Below are 24,617 nucleotides of genomic sequence, written 5' to 3' on the forward strand. Positions count from 1 at the left end.
CGGCCGCGGCGGGGCGCAGGCGTGCCCCGCCGGCCGAGTTCGGCTATCCTTCCCGTCACATATAAGAACGGAGGAGACGATGCTGACACTGCCCCTGCGCCCCCTGCTGCTGGCCGGCGCCCTGCTCTTTACCAGCGCCGCCGCGCACGCCGACATCCGCGTCGGCATCGATGTGTCCACCACCGGGCCGGCGGCCTCGATCGGCATCCCCTCCAAGAACACCGTGCTGATGTGGCCGCAGACGCTGGGCGGCCAGAAGGCGCACTACGTCATCCTGGACGACGGCACCGATCCGGCCGCGGCGGTGCGCAACGTGCGCAAGCTGATCTCCGAGGAAAAGGTCGACGTGATCGTCGGCCCCAACATCACCCCCACCGCCATCGCCGCGCTCGACGCCGTGGCCGAGGGCGAGACCCCGATGGTGGCACTGGCCGCCTCGGCCTCCATTGTCGAGCCGCAGACCGACGCCAAGCGCCGCTGGGCCTTCAAGATGCCGCAGAACGACTCGCACATGGCGACCGTGCTGACCGAGTACATGAGCAACCACGGCGTCAGGACCGTCGGCTTTATCGGCTTTGCCGACGCCTACGGCGAAAGCTGGTGGCGCGAATTCTCGAAGCTGGCCGAGGTGCGCAAGATCAAGGTGGTCGCCAACGAGCGCTTCTCGCGCAACGACACCTCGGTGACCGGGCAAGTGCTCAAGCTGCTGGCGGCCAACCCGGACGCGATCCTGATTGCCGGCGCCGGCACGCCGTCCGTACTGCCGCAGAAAACGCTGGGCGAGCGCGGCTACAAGGGCAAGGTCTACCAGACCCACGGCATCGCCACCTGGGACTTCCTGCGCATGGGCGGCAAGGATGTGGAAGGCACGCTGTTCCCGACCGGGCCGGTGGTGGTCGCGCGCCAGCTGCCCGAGAGCCACCCGGTGCGCAAGGTGGCGCTGGACTTCGTCAACCGCTACGAAAGCAAATACGGCGCCGACAGCGTCACGCAGTTTGCCGGCGACGCCTGGGGCGCGTGGATGCTGCTGGACGACGCCGCCCGCCGCGCGCTGAAGACCGGCGCCCAGCCCGGCACGCGCGAATTCCGCGCCGCCATGCGCGACGCGCTGGAAGCCACCACCAATCTCACCATCCCCAACGGCGTGATGAACCTGAACCCGAAGGACCACCAGGGCTTCGACCAGCGTTCGCGCGTGATGGGGGTGATCCGCAACGGCAAGTTCGCCTATGCGGGCGATAAGTAGCCCGCCGTATCAAGAAAGGAAGCATGGCATGAGCACCACTCTCACCCCCACCACCGTCGCTTTCATCGGCCTGGGCGCCATGGGCTCGCACATGGCCCGCCACCTGCTGGCCGCCGGCCACACCGTGCGCGCCTTCGTGCGCCGCCCGGAAGCGGCCGAGGCCGCGCGCGCGCTGGGGGCGGAACCCTTCTTCACCCCGGCCGAAGCGGCGCGCGGCGCCAGCGTCGTCTTCACCAACGTGACCTCGTCCGAAGACGTGCGCGAAGTGCTGCTGGGCGAGCAGGGCGTGGTCCACGGCGCGGCGCCGGGCACCATCTGCGTGGACCACAGCACCATCTCGCCGATCGTCACGCGCGAGATCGCCGCAGCGCTGGCCGCGTGCGGCATCGAAGCGCTGGACTGCCCGGTCTCGGGCGGCACCATGGGCGCCGAGGCGGGAACGCTGACCATCATGGTCGGCGGCAAGCCCGAGATGCTGGAGCGCGTGCGCCCGCTGCTGCAACGGCTGGGCAAGACCATCACCCATATCGGCGACCACGGCGCGGGGCAGGTTGCCAAGCTGTGCAACCAGATCGCGCAGGTGGTCAATATCGAAGGCATTGCCGAGGCCATGCGCTTTGCCGCCGCGCAGAATGTCGACACCGGCCGCGTGTTCGAGGCCATGGCGACCGGCATGGCCGGCAGCCGCATGCTCGACCTGATGGGCCCCAAGATGGTGGCGCGCAACTTCGCCGCCGGCATCGAGGCGCGGCTGCACGACAAGGACTTCGGGCTGGCGCGCGATATCGCCGAAGAAATCGGCCTGGACCTGCCCGCGATGCAGGCCACCTCGGCGCAACTGCGCACGCTGATGGCCAACGGCTGGGGCAAGGACGACACCTCGTCACTGCTGCGCGTGCTGGAGGGCTGACGCCCCTCGCGCGCGGTGCGCGCTCAGCGCTCCATCAGCCGCAGCACCGCGCGCGTCAGGGCACCGTCCGGGCTGGCAAAGCTGTCCAGCACATTGAAGTGATGGCAGTCCGGCAGCACCAGGTCGCTCGCGGCCGGATGCGCCACCTTGGCCGGCCACGCCGCGCGGATCAGCGCGTGCTGGCGATGGTATTCGGCAGCCTCGAGTTCCCCCACCGCGATGGCCAGCGGGGCACCGCTGGCCGGAGGCATATACGCGGGCGACAGCCGCGCGACATCGTCTTCCGAGAACTGCAGGTCGCGCTGCAGGAAGGCCGCACGCCGCAGCGGCTCCATGTCGTACAGCCCGCTGACCGACAGCCCGCCCTTGACCAGGTCGACCGGCAGGTCCGCACCCAGTTGCGGCCAGCGTGCGGCCATCAGCATCGCCACCAGGTGGCCGCCGACGGAGTGCCCCGCCAGGAAGAGCTTGTCCGGATCATGGCCCAGCCGGTCCGCCTGCCGGTACAGCCAGGCGACGCTGCGCAACACCTGCCGCACGATCTCCGGCACCGTCACCGCAGGCACCAGCGTGTAGTTCACCACCGCCACCGCCACCCCCTGCGCCGGCAGCGCGCTGGCGGCAAAGCTGTGGTCGTGCTTGTCCAGCGCCCGGTAATAGCCGCCGTGCACGAAGACCAGCAGCGGCGGCAGCGCCCCGTTGGCCCGCTGCGCGGGGAAGTAGTCCAGCGTCTCGCCCTGCGCATGGAGCGAGTCCTCGCCGGCATAACTCAGGTCCGCCAGATAGGGGCTGCGTGCGCGCACCCCGGCGGACCACTGCGCCCAGCGCGCCATATGCACTGCGTTGTCCGGCACATTGGCGCGGTTGTTGTATTCCCGGTCATAAAAGCCGGGGTCCTGAGAGGGCAGGCTGGCGAGGCGCGCCAGCGAAGCTTGGTCGGTCATGGCGGTCGGGGCGGTGGGAGTGCAAGAGGCTGGGCGCCATGCTACCGGATTTGCGCGGCCGTTGATGTGCCGGGCGCCGGTTGTCCGACGACGGGATTTCCGGCATAATTCCCGGCTCAGCACGGCGCCGGTTCCGGCGCCATACACCCTGCCCGGGTGGTGAAACAGGTAGACGCAGGGGACTCAAAATCCCCCGCCGCAAGGCGTGTCGGTTCGAGTCCGACCCCGGGCACCATCAAGCGTTCCAGCATAGTCCCGCATAGCCCAGCAAACCCCGTAGAATCAAGGTCTGCGGGGTTTTTGTTTCCAGCATAGTCCGACATGGACCCGCTCCATCCGGGGGCACATGGGGGCATTTCTGGGGGCACAAGGCCAACCGCTGGGGGCACAAGTCATATGCCCCCACGCCGCCGGGGGCACAGCAGATGCCCCCGGCCGTCGCAACCTGTTCCGACCCCGGCACCAATTCCCTACAGGACGCCGTCAACCCGGCGCTTCTCCCCCATTACCTGATCAGTCGCATGCCGGTGATCTTGACCGCCTTGGTGTCAAACGTCGCCGTGTATTCGCACTGCGCCTCATGGCAAGCCCGCTCGATCAGGCAGTCGGCGAAATCGGCCGACGAAGCCGCATACAGCCGCAACGCCCTCCAGACCGTTGCCGCGGCCTCGATGACCAATTCCTTCGTGCGAAGCAGCGTTTCGATGACCTGTGCAATCTGGTCGCGATCCGTACCATAGGCCCGGCCAAGCACCCACACCACTTCGACCAGCACAACCTGAGTGACATAACCCGGGGTTTCAGCTGTCAGCGATTCGATCAGCGCTGTCGCCTTGCTGGCCTGCACCGGATCATCCTGCGCGAAATACCGGACCAGTACATTGGTGTCGAGACCGATCATCGGGCCGAAGCCCCCTGGTCCGCGATCGCCGCGTTCATGTCCTCGATGGACACCGGCTTCGCTGGCTTGCGAATAATGCCCTTGAGGGCCGTCACGGAGTGAATGGCCGGAACTACCTCATAGTGCCCGGTTTCCTCGTTGAGGATGAATTCGATCCGATCCCCCGTTGACAGGCCCAACCGATTCCTGACGTCCACGGGAATGGTGACTTGCCCCTTTGATGTAACCGTTGCCGAAGCCATTTGAGCTCCTTTTTTGCCTTCCTTACTTTAAGGTAAGGCAAGCGTCCGGCGCAAGCATCCTGCCCTGTACCGGCAAGCCTGTCCTTCCCTGAATGTCGCGCACGCCACTTTCATGCAACACCTGTCGGACGGCGCCCACTGGCGCGCCCTCGCCCGGCTTCCTATCCTATGGCATTGCCAACCCCCCGTTCCCGGAGCGACCCATGAAGCGACTCGCCCTTTCCGCCCTCGCCTGTTCCGCGCTGCTGGCCGGCTGTGCCGGCACCAATATGGAAAGCCTGACGCAGGCCGGCGGCAGCCTCTTTACCGCCGCCACGCTGTCGGACAGCAACGTCAAGACGCTGTCCGACCAGTCCTGCGCGGAAATGGACCAGAAGAACACCATCGCGCCAGCGGACAGCACCTACGCCAAGCGCCTGGCCAACGTGATGAGCGGGCTGGGCAACACCGGGCTGCCACTCAATGCCAAGGTGTATGTGACCAAGGACGTCAATGCCTGGGCCATGGCCAACGGTTGCGTGCGGGTCTACAGCGGCCTGATGGACCTGCTCAGCGACGATGAAGTGCGTGGCGTGGTGGGCCATGAGATCGGCCATGTGGCGCTGGGCCATACCAAGGCCGCGATGCAGGTGGCCTACACCACGGCGGCGGCGCGCGGGCTGCTGGGGTCGACTGGCGTGGCTTCGCTGACGGCGCTGTCGTCGTCGCAGATCGGCGCGCTCGCCGAGCAGTTCGTCAATGCGCAGTTCTCGCAACGGCAGGAAAGCGCGGCCGACGACTATTCGTTCGACCTGCTGACCAGGAACGGCGCCAACCGCCAGGCCCTGGCATCGGCGTTCCGCAAGATGTCGACCCTCGATGGCGGACAGTCGAGCATGCTCAGCTCGCACCCGGGATCGCTAGAGCGCGCCAAGCATATCGAAGCCCGCCTGGCCGGCGGGCGCTGACAGCGACGCCTTTGCCCTTGCCGCCGCACCCGTTCGGGTGAGGCGGCACCTCCCTCCCGACTACCCCGCTTCACTTCCCTCGCGCACCGCTGCCGACACCGGTTTCACACTCGCGCCGCCATGCGCGCGGTGTGTTGACTGCGCTTAATTCGCCGACAAAAGCTTTCACTACGCTGGCCGGAAACCGGCGGGGATAATGCCTCACGCTGCTTTTGCACGGTTGATGCGATCGCGCCCCTGCATACGCGACCCGCGGCGCCAACGCGGCACCCGCCAGCTGCGGTGTGCGCGCCGCCACCGTGATTGCCGTGATCGCCGTGATCACCTTCATGCCCCAAGGACACGCCGCCGCGCCAAGGACATGCCTCGCCTCCGCTCGCTCCGCCCCCATAGTCCCGCGCTGCCCCGTCCTGCCCCGAATTCCCACCACCCCCGCAATCCGATGCACCAACTCACCCAACCCGCATCACTCGCTTCAGGAGCCTTCGATGGAATGGTTGCATGAGATTTTCCAGAAGTCGCCCGAATCGGCGCTTTTCCTTGCGCTGTCGGTCGGCTACGCCATCGGCAAGATCACCTTCGGGCGCTTCCAGCTAGGGGGCGTGGCTGGCTCGCTGCTCGCCGCGGTGGTGATCAGCCAGGTCGGCGTCGAGATCGACAACGGCGTCAAGGCCGTGATGTTCGCGGTCTTCATTTACGCCGTGGGCTATGAAAGCGGCCCGCAGTTCTTCAACTCGCTGAACCGCAGCTCGCTGCGCGAGATCGCCATGGCGGTGTTCATGGCGGTGTGCGGCCTGGTCACGGTGGTGGTGCTGGCCAAGCTGTTCCACCTCGACAAGGGCCTGGCGGCTGGCCTGGCCGCCGGCGGCATGACCCAGTCGGCAATCATCGGCACCGCAGGTGACGCCATCACCAAGCTGGGCTTGCCGCCCGACCAGGTCAAGACGATGCAGGCCAATGTGGCAATCGGCTATGCCGTGACCTATGTGTTCGGCTCGCTGGGCGCGATCATCGTGTGCGTGAACATCCTGCCGCGCTTCATGAAGTCGGACCTGAAGACCGACGCCAAGAAGATAGAAGCCCAGCTCAGCGGCGGCCTGCCGCAATATGGCCCGGGCCAGCGCGGCGCGCTGCCGCGCCTGGTGGGCCGGCTGTACCGCGTGAACGATGCCTCCGGCAAGACCGTCTCGCAGCTGGAGATCGGCGGCGAGGACCTGGTGACCGTGGAGAAGGTGCAGCGCGGCGGCAAGCAGATCGAAGTCACGCAGGACCTGGTGTTGCAGCACGACGACCTGGTACTGCTGGTCGGTCGCCGCGATGCGATCGTGCCGACGGCCGCGCAGATCGGCGTGGAAGTGGCCGATGCCGACGGCATGGGCGCGGTGATGCAGTCGCGCAACGTGGTGTTCACCGCCAAGGGCATGAACAACAAGACCGTGGCCGAAATCGTCGACACGGTCGGGCGCGACATGCGCCATGGCGTGTATATCGAGCGCATCGAGCGCTACGACCATCCCCTGCCGCTGCTGCCGGACCTCAAGCTGCAGCACGGCGACATCATCACGCTGTACGGCACCCCAGCCGACACCAAGCGTGCCGCGCAGACCGCCGGCTATGAGCTGGTGCCCAGCGAGAAGACGGACTTCGTCTACTTCGGCGCCGGGGTGCTGGTGGGCCTGCTGATCGGCCTGCTGGTGTGGCGCGTGGGCTCGATCCCGCTGACGCTCGGCGCCGGCGGCGGCGCGCTGCTGTCGGGCCTGGTGTTCGGCTGGGCGCGGTCCAAGCACAAGATGTTCGGCGCGATGCCGACCGCGGCCTGCCAGTTGCTGAAGGACTTCGGCCTGGCCGCGTTCGTCGCCATCGTCGGCATCAACTCCGGCCTGCAGGCGGTGACCACGCTGCGCCAGAGCGGCCTGACCATCTTCCTGCTGGGCGCGGTGGTGACGCTGCTGCCGCTGTTCCTGACGATGCTGTTCGGCCGCTACGTGCTGAAGTACGACAACGCCGCCGTGCTGGCTGGCGCGCTGTCAGGCTCGCGCAGTGCCAACCCGGCCTTCGGCGGCATCCTGGACAAGGCCGAAAGCCCGGTGCCGACAGTGCCGTTCGCCATCACCTACGCCCTGGCCAACGTGCTGCTGACGCTGCTGGGGCCACTGGTGGTCGGGCTCGTCTAGCGCGCGTTTCCTTCGATATCTCTCCTGCTGCGCGGGTCTTCCCTCTCCCCCGGCCCGCCAGCCCTACCGACAAGCGTCTACACAGGAGCAAGCCATGAGCAAGTTCGATATCTCCAAGCTGTCCAGCCTCTCCCCCTTCGAACTGAAGGATGAACTGATCAAGCTGGCCAGCAGCGACGCGGAACGCCTGATGCTGAACGCCGGCCGCGGCAACCCCAACTTCCTCGCCACCGTGCCGCGCCACGGCTTCTGGCAGCTGGGCCTGTTCGCCATGCGCGAATCCGAGCGCTCGTTCTCGTACATGCCCGAGGGCGTGGGCGGCTTTCCGCGCCGCGAAGGCATCGAGGAGCGCTTCAACCTGTTTGCGCGCGAGTTCGCCGAGACCCCGGGCGTGAAGTTCCTGGCCGGCGCGGTGTCATACGTGCGCGACCAGCTGGGGCTGAGCGCGAGCGATTTCCTCTATGAAATGTGCGAAGGCATCCTCGCCTGCAACTACCCGGTGCCGGACCGCATGCTAAAGCTGTCGGAGAAGATCGTCGGCCAGTACATCCGCAAGGAGATGATCGGCAACCACCCGTTCATCGGCGAGTTCGACCTGTTCGCGGTCGAAGGCGGCACCGCGGCCATGACCTACCTGTTCAACTCCATCCGCGAGAACCGCCTGCTCAAGCCCGGCGACACCATCGCGCTGGGTATGCCGATCTTCACGCCGTATATCGAGATCCCCGAGCTGAACGACTACCAGCTGGAGGAGCTGTCGATCGACGCCGATCCCGACTCGCGCTGGCAGTATTCGAAAAAGGAACTCGACAAGCTGCGCGACCCCAAGGTCAAGGCCTTCTTCCTGGTCAATCCAAGCAACCCGCCGTCAGTGCGCATGAGCGACGAGAGCCTGGAATACCTGGCGTCGATCGTCAAGGAGCGCCAGGACCTGATCATCCTGACTGACGATGTCTACGGCACCTTTGCCGACAACTTCGTCTCGCTGTTCGCGATGTGCCCGAAGAACACCATCCTGGTGTACTCGTTCTCCAAGTACTTCGGCGCGACCGGCTGGCGCCTGGGCGTGATCGCCACGCACCACGACAATATCTTCGACCTGCAGATCGGCAAGCTGCCCGAGGCGCAACGCCAGCAACTGAACCAGCGCTACAGCTCGATCACCACCGAGCCGCAGAAGCTCAAGTTCATCGACCGCCTGGTGGCCGACAGCCGCACAGTGGCGCTGAACCACACGGCCGGCCTGTCGACCCCGCAGCAGGTGCAGATGGTGCTGTTCTCGCTGTTCTCGCTGATGGATACGCCGGACAACTACAAGAACGCGATGAAGCGGCTGATCCGCAGCCGCAAGGCCGCGCTGTACCGCGAGATCGGCATCGCGCCGGAAAGCGACGACCCGAATGCCGTGGACTACTACACGCTGCTCGATATCGAGCAGCTGGGCGGCAAGGCGATCGGTCCGGACTTCGTCAAATGGGTGATGAACTCGGTCGAGCCGAACGAGCTGCTGTTCCAGCTGGCCGATGAGGCGGGCGTGGTGCTGCTGCCGGGCCGCGGCTTCGGCACGCGCCACCCGTCAGGGCGGGTGTCGCTGGCCAACCTGAATGAAGCCGACTACGCCAAGATCGGGCGCTCGATCCGCAAGTTGTTCGAATCGTATGTGGAGAAGTACAACGCGGCGACGGGGAGCAAGGCCGACAAGAATGTGGTGAAGAAATAAGCCTTCGCTGGCGTGGCTCGCAGCCCGGCTTCAGGCCGGGTTTTTTTTCGTTCAGTGTTCTTCCAGAATCCCCAATCGATAACCTGAGGTGAATCAGCGATTCGATCATTTGATTGGAAGCATGGTCAACGATGCGGGCTTCTGGATCGTGACACGGATGCTGGGCCTGAGCGTCGGCGATGGACTGAATAGCTGGACGGTGCTGACGACGACGGCTGACGTGCTCTATGTCTCCGATACCTCGGCGGCATTGCGCGACGATGGTCATCATCATATCGTCGCCTTTGACGTCGTTGCGGGGCGGGTGCTGGCCAACCCGCGGGTCTTCGCCGTCATCGAGCCCGGACTGCCGGACGGATTCCGCGTGGATCGGCGCGGCTGGCTTTTTACCAGCAGCGCCAGCGGCGTGCAGGTCTTCCATCCGGACGGGACCCGGCTGGCGCATATTCCCGTGCCGGAGAAGGTCGGCAACCTCGCCTTCGGCGGCGCCGAGGGCAATGCGTTGTTCATCGCCGCCAGCACTTCGCTCTACCGCCTGCGGTTTGGTCAGCGCCTGAGGTGAGCTTGTCGCGCCGCGCGGCAGCCGTCGTGCCGCGCCGGCGCCCTAGCGCGTTTCGACGAACTCCAGCACCGTCGCCAGCATTCCACGCAAAGCCGGCTGCAATGCCGCCGCACACGCCTCGTCGTAGGCGAACGGATACGTCTCGCTCATGTAGGCGACCTGCGACAGCTCGAGCTGCACCGCATGCACGCCGTCCTGCGGCTTGCCGTATTGACGCGTGATATAGCCGCCCTTGAAGCGCCCGTTGAGCACCGCGGTATGGCCGGCCACCGCGCCGGCCTGCTCGAGCAACTGATCGGCAAGCGACGCGTCGCAGCTCTCGCCGTTGGCCGTGCCGAGGTTGAAGTCAGGCAGCCTGCCTTCGAAGAAGCGCGGCAGCACCGAGCGGATCGAATGCGCATCCCACAGCGCGACGGTGCCGTGCTCCGCCTTCAGGCGGGCCAGTTCCGCGGCCAGCGCCTCGTGGTACGGGCGCCAGATCGCATCGCGGCGCGCGGCGATTTCCGCGTCGTCGGGGCCGTTGCCGTCGGCGTACAGCGGCGTCTTGTCGAAGGTGTCGACCGGGCACAGGCCCGTGGTGTCCTGGCCGGGATACAGGTTGGCGTTATCGGGTGGGCGGTTCAGGTCGACCACGTAGCGCGAATGCGTGGCCACCAGCACCGACGCGCCCAGCTCGCGGGCGAAGCTGTAGAGGCGCTCCAGGTGCCAGTCGGTATCGGGCACGGTGCGCGCTTCGGCCGTCAGGCGCTGCGAGACCGAAGCCGGCAGGTGCGTGCCGACGTGCGGCATCGATACCAGCAGCGGGCGCGTGCCGCGATGCAGGGTGAAGGCGGGGGTATCGGTGGAGAAGGACATTGTTTTTGCGATGCAGTGGGCGTGCGCCCGGTTTCAGTCGGCCAGCAGGCTGGCGCGCGCCGCGATGAACAGGCGCCCCGCATCCGCCCGCAGCGGATGCGCGCCATGCTGCACGCGGCTGCGTCCGGCGGTGCGGACATCCGCTAGTGTCTCATGACCGTGGCAGGCAAACACATGCGTGGCCAGCGCCTGCGGCCCGTCGAGGCCCGCCAGCGTCGGATGGGCACCATCCAGCACCACGAAATCGGCCTGCTGCCCGGGCACAAGCCCCGCCACGGCGCGGCCGCTGGCACGCGTGCCACCAGCCACGGCTTCGAGATACAGCCGGTCAGCCACCTGTGCATGCGTGTCGGAAGCCAGCACATTGCGCCGCTGCAGGCCGAGCCGCTGGCCGTATTCGAACAAGCGCAGCTCCTCGGCCACGCTGACGCTGGCATGGCTGTCGGAGCCGATGCCCCATGCGCCCTGCTGCGCCAGGTAGGGCGCGGCCTCGAACACGCCGTCGCCCAGGTTGGCCTCGGTGGTCGGGCAGATGCCTGCCACCGCGCCGCTGTGCGCCAGGCGCCGGCGTTCGTCCCAGTCCATATGGGTGGCGTGCACCAGGCACCAGCGCGCGTCGACCTGTACATGGTCGAACAGCCAGGTCACCGGGCGCGTGCCCGACCACGCGATGCAGTCGTCGACCTCTTTCTGCTGCTCGGCGATGTGGATATGGATGGGCGCCTGCGGATCGATTGCCTGCAGTCCTGCCAGTGCGTGCGCGAGGCTTTCCTCCGGCACCGCGCGCAGCGAGTGCGGTGCCAGCCCCAGCCGCGCGCCGGACTGCGCGCACGCGGGGGCCAGCCGTTCCAGCAGCCGCAGCATCGCGTCGGTGTCGTGCAGGAAGCGGCGCTGCTCGGCCAGCGGCGGCTTGCCGCCAAAGCCGGCGGTCTGGTACAGCACCGGCAGCAGCGTCATGCCGATGCCGGTGCGCTGGGCCGCGCGCAGCAGCCGCAGCGACATCTCGGCGGCATCGGCATAGGGCTTGCCGCCGGCATCGTGATGGACGTAGTGGAACTCGCACACGCTGGTGTAGCCTGCGCGCAGCATCTCGATATAGAGCTGGGTGGCGATAGCCTCCAGCGTGTCGGGCGAGAGCCGCTGCGCGAAGCGGTACATCAGCGTGCGCCAGCTCCAGAATGAATCGGCACCAGCCGGATCGTCGCCCTGCCGGCGGCTGCGGAATTCCGTCAGGCCGGCAAAGCCGCGCTGGAACGCATGCGAGTGCAAGTTGGGCATGCCGGGCAGCACCGGGCCGGCCGCATGCGGCACGCCTGCGGCTGGCTGTACGCCGGTCTGCACGGCGGTGAAGCGGCCCTGCTCATCCCAGGCCAGCAGCACATCGCGCGCCCAGCCGGTCGGCAGCAGCGCAAAGGGAGCGAAGAGTTGCGTGCCGCTCATGCCGAGGCTCCTTCGTGCGCATGCACACGTCCTTGCCGCACCACCGTCGCGACCGGGTTGCGGCCGAACCAGTACGCCAGCTCGGCGGGCGAATCGATGCGCCACAGCGCGAAGTCGGCCACGCGCCCCGCTTCCAGCCGCCCGTGGCGATCCGATGCGCCCAGCGCACGCGCGGCGTGCACGGTCACGCCGGCAAGCGCTTCCGGCACGGTCAGGCGGAACAGGGTGCAGGCCATATTGATCATCAGCAGCAGCGAAGTGACCGGCGACGTACCCGGATTGTGATCGGTCGAGATCGCCATCGGCACGCCGTACTGGCGCAGCAGCGTGATCGGCGGCAGGTTGGTGTCGCGCAGGAAATAGTAGGCGCCGGGCAGCAGCACCGCCACCGTGCCGGCCTCTGCCATCGCCGCGACGCCGGCCTCGTCGAGATGCTCGAGGTGATCGGCGGACAAGGCGCGGTGGCGAGCGGCGAGCGCGGCGCCGCCGAGGTTGCTCAGTTGCTCGGCATGCAGCTTGACGCGCAGGCCATGGCGCGCCGCCGCCTCGAACACGCGCCCGGTCTGTGCAATCGAAAAACCGATCGATTCGCAGAAGGCATCGACGGCGTCGACCAGTCCTTCCCCGGCCAGTGCGGGCAGCATGGTGTTGCAGACCAGGTCGATATAGTCGTCGGCACGGCCCGCGTATTCCGGCGGCAATGCGTGCGCGCCCAGGAAGGTCGTGTAGACCGAAATCCCGAAGTGCTCGCCAAGCCGGCGCGCCACGCGCAGCTGCTTGCGCTCGGCTTCAAGGTTCAGCCCGTAGCCCGACTTGATCTCGATGGCGGTGACGCCCTCGGCCAGCAGCGGCTGCAGGCGCGCGGCGGCCTGGGCAAAGAGCGTGTCCTCATCCGCGGCACGCGTGGCGCGCACGGTGGAGACGATGCCGCCGCCGGCGCGCGCAATCTCTTCGTAGCCGGCGCCGGCCAGCCGCATCGCGAACTCGTCGGCGCGCTGGCCGCCGTAGACCAGGTGCGTATGGCAGTCGACCAGCCCGGGCGTGATCCATGCCCCATTGGCATCATGGCGCGCCACGCCGTGATAGGCATCGGGCAGGTCCGCGGCGGCGCCCAGCCAGGCGATGCGCCCACGGTCCACCACCAGCGCGGCGTCGCGGATCGCATGCGCCGGATCGGCATCGGGCAGCAGGTGGCAGTTGTGCCAGACGCCGTCCGCGCTGGGCGCGGACGATACAGAGGGCAGCGTCATTGACCGGGCTCCGTCTCAAGGGTGACGCACAGGCACAGGGCCGCGTCACCCACAGGTTCAAACGATGGCGTGGATGCGGGTTCGGCAGCGCCGTACAGCGCTCCTTCTCCCGCTTGCAGCAGCAGGCTGGCATCCTGCGCCTGCCATGCGCCGCTGACGGCCAGCAGGCAGACGGCATGGCCGCCGGTGCCAGGCGCAAACCCCTGCCGGAACACCTCGACGCGCGCACGGCAGTGGCCGCGCCGCGTCATCACGTTGAAGTCGCGCGTGACGCCGTCGATCAGCGTCGCCTGCAGGCTGGTATCGCCGGAGAAGGCGAAGGGCTCGCCGATATGTTCAAGGCGGTGGCTGAAGCTGGCGTCGTCCGCACGCAGCGTGACGCCAGCGCCCTCCAGCAGCACGATCTGGCGATCGATGCCGGGAAACGCCGAAAACGGCCCGTCCTGCCCGATATCGGCCACGCTCAGCCGCCACACGAAGTCATCCATGCCGGCGCCGGCCGGCCACACCGCGATCTCGCGCGTGTTGCCGCCGCCGTTCTTCCAGCGCGTGGGAGCGATCTCGGCCAGCGCGAACCGTTGAAATAGCGTCAGGCTCATGCGCCCTTCACCATCGGCAGGTTCAGGCCCTTCTCGTGCGCGCATTCGATGGCGATGTCATAGCCCGCGTCCGCATGGCGCATCACGCCGGTGGCCGGGTCGTTCCACAGCACGCGCTCGATGCGCCTGGCCGCGGCATCAGTGCCGTCGCACACGATCACCACGCCCGAATGCTGCGAGAAGCCCATACCGACGCCGCCGCCGTGGTGCAAGCTGACCCAGGTCGCGCCGCCCGCGGTATTCAGCAGCGCGTTGAGCAGCGGCCAGTCCGACACCGCATCCGAGCCGTCGCGCATGGCCTCGGTCTCGCGGTTGGGCGAGGCCACCGAGCCGCAGTCCAGGTGATCGCGGCCGATCACCACCGGCGCCTTCAGCTCGCCCGACCTGACCATCTCGTTGAAGGCCAGGCCGGCGCGGTGGCGTTCATCCAGCCCCACCCAGCAGATGCGCGCGGGCAGGCCCTGGAAGGCGATGCGGTCGTGCGCCATGTCGAGCCAGCGGTGCAGGTGCTTGTCCTCGGGGAACAGCTCCTTCATCTTGGCATCGGTCTTGTAGATATCTTCCGGATCGCCCGACAGCGCGACCCAGCGGAACGGGCCCTTGCCGCGGCAGAACAGCGGCCGGATATAGGCCGGCACGAAGCCCGGGAAATCAAAGGCGTTCTTCACGCCCTCGTCGAACGCGACCTGGCGGATATTGTTGCCATAGTCGACCGTCGGCACGCCCATCTTCTGGAAGTCGAGCATGGCCTGCACGTGCTTCACGATGGACGGGCGCGCGGCGGCTTCCACCGACTTGGGATCCTGCGTGCGCGCCGCTTCCCATTGATCGACGGTCCAACCGGCCGGCAGGTAGCCGTTAACCAGGTCGTGCGCCGAGGTCTGGTCGGTGACGATGTCCGGGCGCATGCCGCCGGCCTGCGCGCGCTTGACCAGTTCCGGCAGGATCTCGGCGGCGTTGCCGAGCAGGCCGACCGAGATCGCCTGCTTGTTCTGCGTGGCCTCGGCGATCATCGCCAGCGCCTCGTCGAGTGTGGTGGCCTTCTTGTCGACATAGCGCGTGCGCAGGCGGAAATCGATGCGCGACTCCTGGCACTCGATCGCCAGCACGCAGGCGCCGGCCAGCACGCCCGCCAGCGGCTGCGCGCCGCCCATGCCGCCCAGGCCCGCGGTCAGGATCCACTTGCCCGACAGGTCGCCGTTGTAGTGCTGGCGGCCGGCCTCGACAAAGGTCTCGTAGGTGCCCTGCACAATGCCCTGCGTGCCGATGTAGATCCACGAGCCCGCCGTCATCTGGCCGTACATCATCAGGCCGGCGCGGTCCAGCTCGTTGAACTTGTCCCAGTTGGCCCAGTGCGGCACCAGGTTGGAGTTGGCGATCAGCACGCGCGGCGCATCGGCATGGGTGCGGAACACGCCCACCGGCTTGCCCGACTGCACCAGCAGCGACTCGTCCTCACCTAGGCGGCGCAGGCTGTCGAGGATGGCGTCGAAGCACTCCCAGTTGCGCGCCGCCTTGCCAATGCCGCCGTAGACCACCAGGTCCTGCGGGCGCTCGGCCACGTCCGGGTCGAGGTTGTTCTGGATCATGCGGTAGGCGGCTTCGATCAGCCAGTTCTTGCAGTGCAGCTGGCTGCCGCGCGGCGCGCGGATTTCGCGCTGGCCGCGCTGGATGAATTGGTTTTCGTTGGCGTTCATGTCTTGTTCTCCTGCTGCGGGTCTGGTCTGGCAGTGTCGGGCGGGGCGCGTTACGACAGGTTGGTCGGCAGGATCGTGCGCACGGCGTCGGGCCAGCCCGCGCCGGCATCGCCCTGCACCACCCATTGCTTCATCGCTTCGATATCCGGCGCCAGGTAGCGATCCTCTTCGACAAAGGCCACGCGCGCACGGATGCGGGCCAGTTCCTGCTCCACCAGCGGCGACGACTTCAGCGGGCGGTGGAACTCGATGCCCTGCGCCGCGGCCATGGCCTCGATGCCGACCACCACCGCGGTGTTGGCGGCCATCTCGCCCAGGCGGCGCGCGCCGTAGGTGGCCATCGACACATGGTCTTCCTGGTTGGCCGAGGTCGGCAGGCTGTCGACGCTGGACGGATGCGCCAGCGCCTTGTTCTCTGAGGCCAGCGCGGCCGCGGTCACCTGTGCGATCATGAAGCCCGAGTTCAGGCCGCCGTCGCGCACCAGGAACGGCGGCAGGCCCGACAGCCCGGTATCGAGCAGCAGCGCCAGGCGGCGTTCGGAAATCGCGCCGATCTCGGCAATCGCCAGCGCGATGATGTCGGCGGCAAAGGCCACCGGCTCGGCGTGGAAGTTGCCGCCCGAGACCACGTCGCCCTGCGCGGAGAACACCAGCGGGTTGTCCGAGGCGGCATTGGACTCGATCTGCAGGATGCGCGCGGCGTGCTGCAGGTTGTCCAGGCACGCACCCATCACCTGCGGCTGGCAGCGGATCGAGTACGGATCCTGCACGCGGCCGCAGGCCTTGTGTGAGTCGACGATCTCGCTGCCGTCCAGCATCGCGCGCACAGCGCCGGCCACGGCGATCTGGCCGGCCTGGCCGCGCGCCTCATGGATGCGGGCGTCGAACGGCTTGACCGAGCCCTTGATCGCTTCCAGCGACAGCGCGCCCGCCACCAGCCCGGCGGCAAAGGCGTCTTCGGCGGCGAACAGGCCGGCCAGCGCCAGCGCGGTCGACACCTGCGTGCCGTTGAGCAGCGCCAGGCCTTCCTTGGGGCCCAGCTCGAAGGCCTGCAGGCCGGCGTGCGCCAGGCCTTCGGCGGCGGGCATGCGCTTGCCGTCGACCAGCACGTCGCCCACGCCGATCAGCGTGCACGACATATGCGCCAGCGGCGCCAGGTCGCCCGAGGCGCCCACCGACCCCTTGGCCGGGATGCACGGCGTCACGCCGTGGTTGGCCAGCGCCAGCAGCGCCTCGATCAGTTCCGGGCGCACGCCCGAATGGCCGCGCGCCAGGCTCACGGCCTTGATCGCCAGGATCAGGCGCACCGTGTCTTCGGCCAGGTCGGGGCCGGTGCCGACGCTGTGCGACAGCACCAGGTTGCGCTGCAGCTGGGCCAGCTTGTCGTGCGGGATGCGGCTTTGCGCCAGCTTGCCGAAGCCGGTGTTGATGCCGTAGACCACGGCGTCGGCGTCGATGATGTCCTGCACCGTGGCCTGCGCGGCGCGCACGCCGGCCCAGGCCGATTCGGCCATGGCCAGGCGCACTTCGCCGCGGTAGATGCGGCGCAGGTCGGCCAGGGTGACTTGGCCCGGCTGCAGGGTCAGCAGCGGGCGGGAAGCTTGGTCGTCGTGTTGGCTGGCGCTCATTTGTATGTTCCTGTCTATACAGCTTAGAGTAAAAGTTGAACCGTGGGCCGGATCCTGTGGATTCAGCCGAAAGCGGGGTTGCCGTCGGCGCGGAAGCGGCTGCCGAGGCGATAGCGGTTGCCCGGATGCAGGCAGCGCACGAAGGTCACCGGCACGCCGTTGGTCCAGGTGCGGCGCGTCAGCATCAGGCAAGGTTGCGTGGCCGGCATTTCCAGCTGCGCGGCCTGCTCCGGCGTGGCGGCAATGGCATCGACCACATGCTCTACCTGATCGTAGGGCACATGGCGCAGCAGGTATTCGCCGGGCTGGGTCTCGCTGAAATCCTGGCTGATGAAGTCCGGCGCCACGCGCGGGTTGACGTAGCGGTCCTCCAGCTGCACCGGCACGCCGTCCTCGCGATGCACGCAGACTGAGTGGTACACCGACTCGCCGGTGCGCAGCTCCAGTGCGGCGGCCACCTCGATCGAGGCCGACACGCGCTCCACCAGGATCACGTCGCAGGCATAGTCATGCCCGCGCATGCGGATCTCGTCCTGCAGGTTGACCACGGACAGCAGCGTCGACTGCGGCTTGTGCTCCGCCACGAAGGTGCCCACGCCGGCCACCCGCACCACCCGGCCCTGCTCCTGCAGCTCGCGCAGCGCCCGGTTGACGGTCATGCGCGAGACGCCGAAGCGGTTCACCAGTTCCTGCTCCGACGGCACCCGGTCGCCCGGCTGCCACGCGCCGCTCTGGATCTGGCGGGCGATGTACTCCTTCACCTGCTGGTAGAGCGCGGTGGGAGAGGCAGAAGCGGAGGATGCGGTGCCGGCGGCGTGGTTCATGGCGTTGGTTGGATGCCTAGTGCTCGGCCGAGGCCATGGCCTCGGCGCGAATCTCCTCGGTCAGCCGCGCCTTGAGCGCGGAGAACTCCGGAGTGGTCTTGACGGTGTAATGGCGCGGATGCGGGAAATCCACCGCGATCTCGCTCTTGATCCGACCCGGCCTGGCAGAAAACACCGCCACCCGGTTGGCCATGAAAATGGCCTCGTCGATATCGTGGGTCACGAATAATACCGTCTTGCGCGACGCCTCCCATATACCCAGCAGCAACTCCTGCATCAGCACCCGGGTCTGGTTGTCGAGCGCGCCGAAGGGCTCGTCGAGCAGCAGGATCTTGGGATCGTTGGCCAGCGCGCGTGCAATCGCGGTGCGCTGCTGCATGCCGCCCGACAGCTGCTTGGGATAATGGTGCTCGAAGCCGCGCAGCCCCACCCGCTGGATAAAGAAGTCGCTGCGCTCCTTTTGCTCGGCGGCGCTCATGCCGCGCTCGCGCAAGCCGAAGCGCACGTTCTGCTCGATCGTCAGCCACGGGAACAGCGTGTACGACTGGAACACCATGCCGCGGTCCGCGCCGGGGGCGGACACCGGCTGGCCGTCCAGCAGCACGCGGCCGCTGGTGGGCGTATCCAGCCCCGCGACGATGCGCAGCAGCGTGGACTTGCCGCAGCCCGAAGGCCCGAGGATGGTGACGAAGTCATTGTCGCGGACCTCGAAGTCGACCGGCTGCAGCGCCAGGGTCTGGCCGCCGCGCGGGTTGGAGAAGGTGCGCGAGACCTGCTGGATGGACAGTGCGCTCATTGGATCGAACTCCACGGGAACAGGCGCTGGTTGGCGCGCTTGAAGACAAGGTCCGAGACCAGGCCGATGCAGCCGATCACGATGATGCCGAAGATGATCTGCCCGGTATTGAGCAGCGCCTGGCTGTCGGTGATCATGTGCCCGATGCCCGACGACGAGCCGATCAGCTCGGCCACGATCACGTAGGTCCAGGCCCAGCCCAGCACCAGCCGCAGGATCTCCGCGATCTCCGGCGCGGCGCCGGGGATCAGCACGCGCCGCACGATGCCGGCACTGTTGGAGCCCAGCGTGTAGGCCGCCTCAACCAGGTCCTTGCGCGCGCCGCCGACGGCCACCGCCACCATCAGCACGATCTGGAAGAACGAGCCGATGAAGATCACCAGCAGCTTCTGCGTCTCGCCGATGCCGGCCCACAGGATCAGCAGCGGGATGAAGGCCGACGCGGGCAGGTAGCGGCAGAACGACACAAAGGGCTCGAAGAACGCCTCGGCCGCCTTGTAGGCGCCCATGAAAATGCCCAGCGGCACGGCGAGCACCGCAGCCAGGACGAAGCCGCCGACCACGCGCCACACGGTCATGCCGATGTCGCCGATGAAGTTGTACTCCGTGAACAGCAGCACGCCTTCCTTGGCCATCGTCATCGGATCGGCCAGGAACGTGCGCGGCACGAAGCCACCCAGCGTCACCACCGCCCAGATGCCGAAGAACAGCACGAAGAAGGACAGGCCCAGCATCCAGCGCGTGTTGGGCGCCACCGGCACCAGCGGGGCCAGCCACGGGTGGCGCCGGCGCACCGGCGCCGCCGCTGCGGCAGGGGCCGCCGCGGCAGCGGCCGGGGCGGGTGTTCCAAGTCTGGCTTGCGTCATGACGTCACGCCTCCTGAAGACTGTCGGTTACTTGAGGAAACGCGCGTCATACAGCGCCGTCACGTCCGGCACCTGGCGGATCACGCCGATGTCCAGCAGCACCGCCGCCGCTTCCTTGCTGAAGCTGGCGAGCTCGCCGGCAAAGAACTTGCGGTTGGCCTCGCGGTCCTGCCAGCGCAGGTAGGCGGAGGACTTGGCGAACTGCTCGCCGGTCTGCTTGACCGCAGCGCCCATGATGTCGTTGGCCTTGGCCGGCTCCTTCTGGATCATCTCCAGGGCCTCGAAGTAGCTGTCGACCAGCGCCTGCGCGGCCTTGGGATTCTCTTTAAGCCACTTCGGCGCGCAGCCCAGCGTATCGGTCACCATCGGGTAGTCGAGCGTGGTCGCCAGGATCTTGCCCTTGTCCGGGTTCTGGCGCACCGTCGACAGGTACGGCTCGTAGGTCATGGCGCCGTCATTCTGGCCGGCCACGAAGGCCTGCGCGGCCGCCTGCGGCGACAGCGTGGTGGTCTTGACGTCCTTGAGCGTCATGCCGTTCTTCTTCAGCATCCAGGCCAGGCCGAAATACGGCGCGGTGCCCGGCGCGTCGACGCCAATGGTCTTGCCCTTCAGGTCGGCAAAGCCCTTGACGTCGCTGCGCACGGCCAGGCCGTCGGCGCCGTAGGACTTGTCGAGCTGCACGATCTGGGTGATAGGCACGCCGTTGGCGTTCCAGGCCACGTGCGTTTCCACCGTGGTGGCCGCGCACTGGATCGCACCCGAGGCCAGCGCCAGATGGCGGTCCTTCTGCGGGATCATCTTGATGTCGACGTCCACGCCGTGCTTCTTGAAGATGCCGGCCTTGTCGGCCAGCGTCAGCGGCGCGAAACCGGTCCAGCCGCTCATGCCCAGCGTGACCTGGGTGTTCTGCGCCTGGGCCGCACCAGCCCCCAATGCCGCAACCAGCACCGCGGCCTGCACTGCCATCCGACCGCGAATCCTGCTGTGATTCCTCATCTGTACGCTCCTTTGGTGTGTCCGTCGACGGCAGGCCATGCGTGCGGCCGCGCTCGTTTTCAGGCATTAAACCTTACCTGTATATACAAGTCAACGTAGGGCTTCCACCAAGCAACCAGGCGGATAAACACCTTAAAAGGCGCTTTCCAGTGGGGACCCCTCCACAGACCTCGCACCACCCCGGTTCACGGATTGCGGTGCCAGCACCAGGCCGGGGCGATGGAAGTGTCGCTGTATAGACAGGAGCAAAACGACACACTCAGGCAGCAAGCCCCGTGCCAGCGGCACGGGCCCACCTGGCCAGACGGTCAGGCGTCGAAGAAGGAGGTGACGGTGGGATAACGCAGCCGCAGGCGCAGCTCGCGTTTCAGGCGGCGGTTGTCGAGGCGGCGCGATTCGCTCATGAAGCTCAGCAGCGTCTTGTCGATCACTTCACGCGCCTCGCCACGCGTGATCCGCGGCGGGCGCGGCAGGCCACGACGGTCGGCGACCAGATCGAAATAGTCGGCCATGCGCAGTTCGGTGTCGTCGCTGGCATGGACCACGCGCTGCGCGCGGCCGCGGAACAGCGCCGCGACCATGGTGCGCGCCAGGTCGTCGGCGTGGATATGGCTGGTGTAGACATCGTCCTGCGGCACCAACGCGGGCGTGCCGCGGTGCAGGCGCGCCAGCGGCAGGCGGTCTTCGGCATAAATGCCGGGGATGCGCACGATGCTGGCACGCCAGCCGGCATCGCGGCCGAAGCCGCGCACTGCCTGCTCGGCGGCCACGCGGCGGCGCGCGCGGGCGGTCTGGGGCCGCACGGCGTGGAATTCCGAGACCCGGGCGCCCTGCCGGTCGCCATACACACCCGACGTGCTGGCGTAGACAAACGCAGCGCGGGGCCTGCCCCGGTCGGGTAGAATGGCGGGCTCGCCGGGAAGCATGCCGGCCGACGTCCTGGCCTTGCGCCAGGCCGCCCGGCGCAAGGCGGCGAGCAAGGCACGCGTGCGCGGATCGCCTTCGCCCTGCCCGGGCGGCGGCGCCAGGTTCAGCACCTGCGTGGCCAGCCCGTGCAGCCGTGCCAGCGTGGCCGGCCGGTCCAGGTCCGCCACCAGCGGCACCGCGCCGGCGGCGCGCAGTTCAGCGCGGCGGGCCGGCTGTGAAGTCACGGCAAAGACACGCATGCGCGACGACAGGATTCGCAGGCAGCGCGTCCCCACATCCCCGCAGCCGACGATCAAGAGGCGCGGGCGGCCCAGCCGGCGCGAAGGTGCCGGCAGCCGCGGGACTTGTGGGAGGCGCGAGGGCTGCAGCTTCGACAGAATTTGGCTCATAGACCGATTATGGCTTATCAAGTAACCGTCATGCCCAGCGGCCACAAGTTTGAAGTGGCCGCGGACGAAACCATCCTCGGCGCGGCCCTGCGCCACAGCATCGGGCTGCCCTACGGCTGCAAGAACGGCGCCTGCGGCTCGTGCAAGGGCCGCGTGCTCGAAGGCACCATCGTGCAGGGCGACCACGCCCCGGCGGCACTGACCGCGCAGGAAAGGACCGAGGGCCGCGCCCTGTTCTGCTGCGCCAACGCCGCCTCGGACGTCACCATCGAGTGCCGCGAAGTCCACGGCGCGGGCGACATCCCGATCAAGAAGGTGCCGTGCCGCGTAACCGCGATCGAGCGCCTGGCCGATGACGTGATCGCCATCAAGCTGCAGCTGCCGGCGACCGAGCGCATGCAATACCTGGCCGGCCAGTACGTGGAATTCCTGCTGCGCGACGGCAAGCGCCGCAGCTATTCGATCGCCACGCCGCCGCATGAAGACGGCCCGATCGAGCTGCATATCCGCCATATGCCGGGCGGCGCCTTCACCGACTACGTGTTCGGCGCCAGGGAAGGCCAGCCGGCCATGAAGGAGCGCGACATCCTGCGCTTCGAGGGCCCGCTGGGCAGCTTCTTCCTGCGCGAGGAATCCGAGGCCCCGATCATCCTGCTGGCTTCCGGCACCGGCTTCGCGCCGATCAAGGCCATCGTCGAGCACGCTGCCTACACCGGCATCCAGCGCCCGATGACCCTGTACTGGGGCGGCCGCCGGCCCAGGGACCTGTACATGCACGCGCTGTGCGAGCAGTGGGCGCGCGAGCTGCCCAACTTCCGGTACGTGCCGGTGGTTTCCGACGCGCTGCCTGAAGACAGCTGGCAAGGCCGCACCGGCTTTGTCCACCAGGCCGTCATCGCCGACCATCCCGACCTGTCGGACCACGAGGTCTATGCCTGCGGCGCCCCGGTGATGATCAATGCCGCGCGCGGCGACTTCACCCGCCAGTGCAAGCTCCACGAGGACGCGTTCTTCGCCGACTCGTTCACCTCCGAGGCCGACATGCACCCGGCCGGCTCGGCCCCGGCGGCCTGAGGCCCAAGCCGCCGCCAGCCGTTCCGTCAGCGCAACAATGCCCGGGCCTGCCAAAATTCGTTTTGACACCCGGGCGCATGCGCCTTATATTTGCCCGCATGCACATGACCTTCAACCGACGCCGCAGCTTCCGTACGTCGCTCCCCACCGGGGTGCCACGCGGCTGACCGTCGACTACGTCTGTTCATGTCAACGAGCCACGGGCAATCCCCGTGGCTTTTTGTTTTTGTTCCGGTTGTTACGCCCGTCCGTCCATCGTTTAAAGCCGACCCCTGGAGTCCGCCATGGCATTTGCTGAGTATCCCGTCCAATCCCTGATGTACATCACCAACCGGCCCGAGCTCGTGTTCACCGAGGGCAAGGGCTCCTGGCTGACGGATCACAACGGCAAGCGATACCTGGACTTCGTGCAGGGCTGGGCAGTGAACTGCCTGGGCCATTCCAACCAGGGCATGATCGACGCGCTGGTGGCCCAGTCGCACCGGCTGATCAACCCGAGCCCGGCCTTCTACAACGAGCCGATGCTCAAGCTGGCCCGGCAGCTGACCGACCACAGCTGCTTCGACAAGGTCTTCTTCGCCAACAGCGGCGCCGAGGCCAACGAAGGCGCGATCAAGCTGGCGCGCAAATGGGGCCGCAAGCACAAGGACGGCGCCTTCGAGATCATCACCATGGACCACAGCTTCCATGGCCGCACGCTCGCCACCATGAGCGCGTCGGGCAAGGCCGGCTGGGACACCATCTTCGCGCCGCAGGTGCCGGGCTTCCCGCGCGCCGAGCTTAACGACCTGGCCTCGGTGGAGAAGCTGATCACCGACAAGACCGTCGGCATCATGCTGGAACCGGTGCAGGGCGAAGGCGGCGTGATCCCCGCCACGCGCGAGTTCATGCAGGGCCTGCGCGCGCTGGCCGACAAGCACAGGCTGCTGCTGATCGTCGATGAAGTGCAGACCGGCTGCGGGCGCTGCGGCACCCTGTTCGCCTACGAGCTGGCGGGCGTGGAGCCGGACATCATGACGCTGGGCAAGGGCATCGGCGGCGGCGTGCCGCTGTCGGCGCTGCTGTGCAAGGCCGAGGTCGCCAGCTTCGAGGCCGGCGACCAGGGCGGCACCTACAACGGCAACCCGCTGATGACCGCGGTGGGCAGCGCCGTGATCGAGCAGCTGACCGCGCCGGGCTTCCTCGACGACGTCAAGGCCAAGGGCGAATACCTGCGGGAACAGCTGCTGGCGCTGTCGGCCGAGTTCGGCCTGGGCGGCGAACGCGGCGACGGCCTGCTGCGCGCGCTGGTGCTGGGCAAGGACATCGGCCCGCAACTGGTGGAAGAAGCCCGCGACATGGCACCGCAAGGCCTGCTGCTGAACGCACCGCGCGCCAACCTGCTGCGCTTCATGCCGGCGCTGAACGTGACGCGCGAAGAGATCGACCAGATGATCGGCATGCTGCGCACGCTGCTGAAGAAGCTGGCCTGAGCCTGGTCATTCGCCAGACGGAAAAAAAGCCTCGCTCGCGCGAGGCTTTTTTCCATTGCGGTGCCGCAGAGGAGTGAGGGAGAGAGCCAGCGCCGCAGAACCCGCGCACACCAGCCTGAGCAGGCGTTGCGCGGGGCCCCGCGGCAAGGGGAAAGGCC

At 67.6% G+C, this 24,617-nt stretch carries 21 protein-coding genes, 1 tRNA gene and 2 pseudogenes; 10 read left to right on the forward strand and 14 right to left on the reverse strand.

All coding sequences use genetic code 11. From position 1 onward, the window contains the following. Positions 1 to 79 precede the first annotated feature (79 nt). The gene (locus RS901_RS02335) at positions 80 to 1,246 is read left to right on the forward strand and encodes an ABC transporter substrate-binding protein (RefSeq protein WP_316151281.1); all 1,167 of its coding nucleotides are present in this window, start codon (positions 80 to 82) and stop codon (positions 1,244 to 1,246) included. Continuing rightward, positions 1,230 to 2,156, forward strand: coding sequence for an NAD(P)-dependent oxidoreductase (locus RS901_RS02340; RefSeq protein ID WP_316151283.1), 927 nt, complete (start codon positions 1,230 to 1,232; stop codon positions 2,154 to 2,156). Before RS901_RS02335 ends, RS901_RS02340 begins: the two co-directional genes overlap by 17 nt. Positions 2,157 to 2,179: 23 nt before the next feature. Here the strand turns inward: RS901_RS02340 and RS901_RS02345 are convergent, their stop codons facing one another. Beyond that, positions 2,180 to 3,100 carry an alpha/beta hydrolase gene (locus RS901_RS02345; RefSeq protein WP_316151285.1) on the reverse strand — a complete coding sequence of 307 codons (921 nt, stop codon included), beginning with the start codon at positions 3,098 to 3,100 and terminating at the stop codon, positions 2,180 to 2,182. A gap of 150 nt (positions 3,101 to 3,250) precedes the next feature. On the opposite strand from RS901_RS02345, the gene RS901_RS02350 reads away from it, so the two are divergent. Beyond that, positions 3,251 to 3,335, forward strand: a tRNA-Leu gene (locus RS901_RS02350). Between the two features lie 270 nt (positions 3,336 to 3,605). On the opposite strand, the gene RS901_RS02355 is transcribed toward RS901_RS02350, so the two are convergent. Then, positions 3,606 to 4,001, reverse strand: coding sequence for a type II toxin-antitoxin system VapC family toxin (locus tag RS901_RS02355; RefSeq protein WP_316151286.1), 396 nt, complete (start codon positions 3,999 to 4,001; stop codon positions 3,606 to 3,608). Next, positions 3,998 to 4,243: an AbrB/MazE/SpoVT family DNA-binding domain-containing protein gene (locus RS901_RS02360; RefSeq protein ID WP_316151287.1), complete on the reverse strand. Its 246-nt coding sequence runs from the start codon at positions 4,241 to 4,243 to the stop codon at positions 3,998 to 4,000. Before RS901_RS02360 ends, RS901_RS02355 begins: the two co-directional genes overlap by 4 nt. 203 nt (positions 4,244 to 4,446) lie before the next feature. Between RS901_RS02360 and RS901_RS02365 the strand changes: the two genes are divergently transcribed. The 5 genes and pseudogenes from RS901_RS02365 to RS901_RS02380 all read left to right on the forward strand — a co-directional run. Next, positions 4,447 to 5,190 (forward strand): M48 family metallopeptidase, encoded by a 744-nt coding sequence (locus RS901_RS02365; protein WP_316151288.1) that lies wholly within the window; start codon positions 4,447 to 4,449, stop codon positions 5,188 to 5,190. A gap of 488 nt (positions 5,191 to 5,678) precedes the next feature. Beyond that, positions 5,679 to 7,364: an aspartate-alanine antiporter gene (gene aspT / locus RS901_RS02370; RefSeq protein WP_316151289.1), complete on the forward strand. Its 1,686-nt coding sequence runs from the start codon at positions 5,679 to 5,681 to the stop codon at positions 7,362 to 7,364. A gap of 94 nt (positions 7,365 to 7,458) precedes the next feature. Beyond that, positions 7,459 to 9,084: a bifunctional aspartate transaminase/aspartate 4-decarboxylase gene (locus RS901_RS02375; protein ID WP_316151290.1), complete on the forward strand. Its 1,626-nt coding sequence runs from the start codon at positions 7,459 to 7,461 to the stop codon at positions 9,082 to 9,084. Positions 9,085 to 9,205: 121 nt separating this feature from the next. After that, a pseudogene (locus RS901_RS38805) lies at positions 9,206 to 9,295 on the forward strand (hypothetical protein); the annotation flags it as partial. 9 nt (positions 9,296 to 9,304) lie between these two features. After that, positions 9,305 to 9,646 (forward strand): annotated as a pseudogene (locus tag RS901_RS02380) (SMP-30/gluconolactonase/LRE family protein); the annotation flags it as partial. 42 nt (positions 9,647 to 9,688) lie between these two features. On the opposite strand, the gene hutG reads toward RS901_RS02380, so the two are convergent. The 11 genes from hutG to RS901_RS02435 all read right to left on the reverse strand — a co-directional run bounded on the left by hutG (position 9,689) and on the right by RS901_RS02435 (position 21,913). After that, positions 9,689 to 10,501, reverse strand: a complete 813-nt coding sequence (gene hutG, locus RS901_RS02385) for an N-formylglutamate deformylase (RefSeq protein ID WP_316151291.1) — start codon at positions 10,499 to 10,501, stop codon at positions 9,689 to 9,691. A 33-nt stretch (positions 10,502 to 10,534) separates the two neighbouring features. Continuing rightward, complete coding sequence (locus RS901_RS02390; protein WP_316151292.1) at positions 10,535 to 11,941, reverse strand: formimidoylglutamate deiminase; 1,407 nt, start codon at positions 11,939 to 11,941, stop codon at positions 10,535 to 10,537. Beyond that, positions 11,938 to 13,191 carry an imidazolonepropionase gene (gene hutI / locus RS901_RS02395; RefSeq protein ID WP_316151293.1) on the reverse strand — a complete coding sequence of 418 codons (1,254 nt, stop codon included), beginning with the start codon at positions 13,189 to 13,191 and terminating at the stop codon, positions 11,938 to 11,940. The genes RS901_RS02390 and hutI overlap by 4 nt, the downstream gene beginning before the upstream one ends. Then, positions 13,188 to 13,790: a HutD family protein gene (locus RS901_RS02400; protein WP_316151294.1), complete on the reverse strand. Its 603-nt coding sequence runs from the start codon at positions 13,788 to 13,790 to the stop codon at positions 13,188 to 13,190. Before RS901_RS02400 ends, hutI begins: the two co-directional genes overlap by 4 nt. After that, the gene (gene hutU, locus RS901_RS02405; RefSeq protein WP_316151295.1) at positions 13,787 to 15,487 is read right to left on the reverse strand and encodes a urocanate hydratase; all 1,701 of its coding nucleotides are present in this window, start codon (positions 15,485 to 15,487) and stop codon (positions 13,787 to 13,789) included. Before hutU ends, RS901_RS02400 begins: the two co-directional genes overlap by 4 nt. A gap of 50 nt (positions 15,488 to 15,537) precedes the next feature. After that, positions 15,538 to 17,115, reverse strand: a complete 1,578-nt coding sequence (hutH, locus tag RS901_RS02410) for a histidine ammonia-lyase (protein WP_316151296.1) — start codon at positions 17,113 to 17,115, stop codon at positions 15,538 to 15,540. Positions 17,116 to 17,177: 62 nt separating this feature from the next. Then, positions 17,178 to 17,939: a histidine utilization repressor gene (gene hutC / locus RS901_RS02415; protein WP_316151298.1), complete on the reverse strand. Its 762-nt coding sequence runs from the start codon at positions 17,937 to 17,939 to the stop codon at positions 17,178 to 17,180. A 16-nt stretch (positions 17,940 to 17,955) separates the two neighbouring features. Continuing rightward, positions 17,956 to 18,735, reverse strand: a complete 780-nt coding sequence (locus RS901_RS02420) for an ABC transporter ATP-binding protein (RefSeq protein WP_114132825.1) — start codon at positions 18,733 to 18,735, stop codon at positions 17,956 to 17,958. Beyond that, positions 18,732 to 19,601: an ABC transporter permease gene (locus tag RS901_RS02425; RefSeq protein ID WP_316151302.1), complete on the reverse strand. Its 870-nt coding sequence runs from the start codon at positions 19,599 to 19,601 to the stop codon at positions 18,732 to 18,734. Before RS901_RS02425 ends, RS901_RS02420 begins: the two co-directional genes overlap by 4 nt. Before the next feature lie 27 nt (positions 19,602 to 19,628). After that, positions 19,629 to 20,597: an ABC transporter substrate-binding protein gene (locus RS901_RS02430; protein WP_316151303.1), complete on the reverse strand. Its 969-nt coding sequence runs from the start codon at positions 20,595 to 20,597 to the stop codon at positions 19,629 to 19,631. A 308-nt stretch (positions 20,598 to 20,905) separates the two neighbouring features. Beyond that, positions 20,906 to 21,913, reverse strand: a complete 1,008-nt coding sequence (locus RS901_RS02435; RefSeq protein WP_316151304.1) for an NAD-dependent epimerase/dehydratase family protein — start codon at positions 21,911 to 21,913, stop codon at positions 20,906 to 20,908. 9 nt (positions 21,914 to 21,922) lie between these two features. Here RS901_RS02435 and RS901_RS02440 point away from each other — a divergent pair, with 9 nt between their 5' ends. Next, positions 21,923 to 22,987 (forward strand): CDP-6-deoxy-delta-3,4-glucoseen reductase, encoded by a 1,065-nt coding sequence (locus tag RS901_RS02440; RefSeq protein WP_316151306.1) that lies wholly within the window; start codon positions 21,923 to 21,925, stop codon positions 22,985 to 22,987. Positions 22,988 to 23,271: 284 nt separating this feature from the next. Continuing rightward, positions 23,272 to 24,459 (forward strand): acetylornithine transaminase, encoded by a 1,188-nt coding sequence (locus RS901_RS02445; protein WP_114132821.1) that lies wholly within the window; start codon positions 23,272 to 23,274, stop codon positions 24,457 to 24,459. The last annotated feature ends 158 nt before the right edge of the window (positions 24,460 to 24,617 follow it).

The organism is Cupriavidus sp. BIC8F, assembly GCF_032465815.1.
In the GTDB taxonomy this organism is placed as follows: Bacteria; Pseudomonadota; Gammaproteobacteria; order Burkholderiales; family Burkholderiaceae; genus Cupriavidus; species Cupriavidus necator.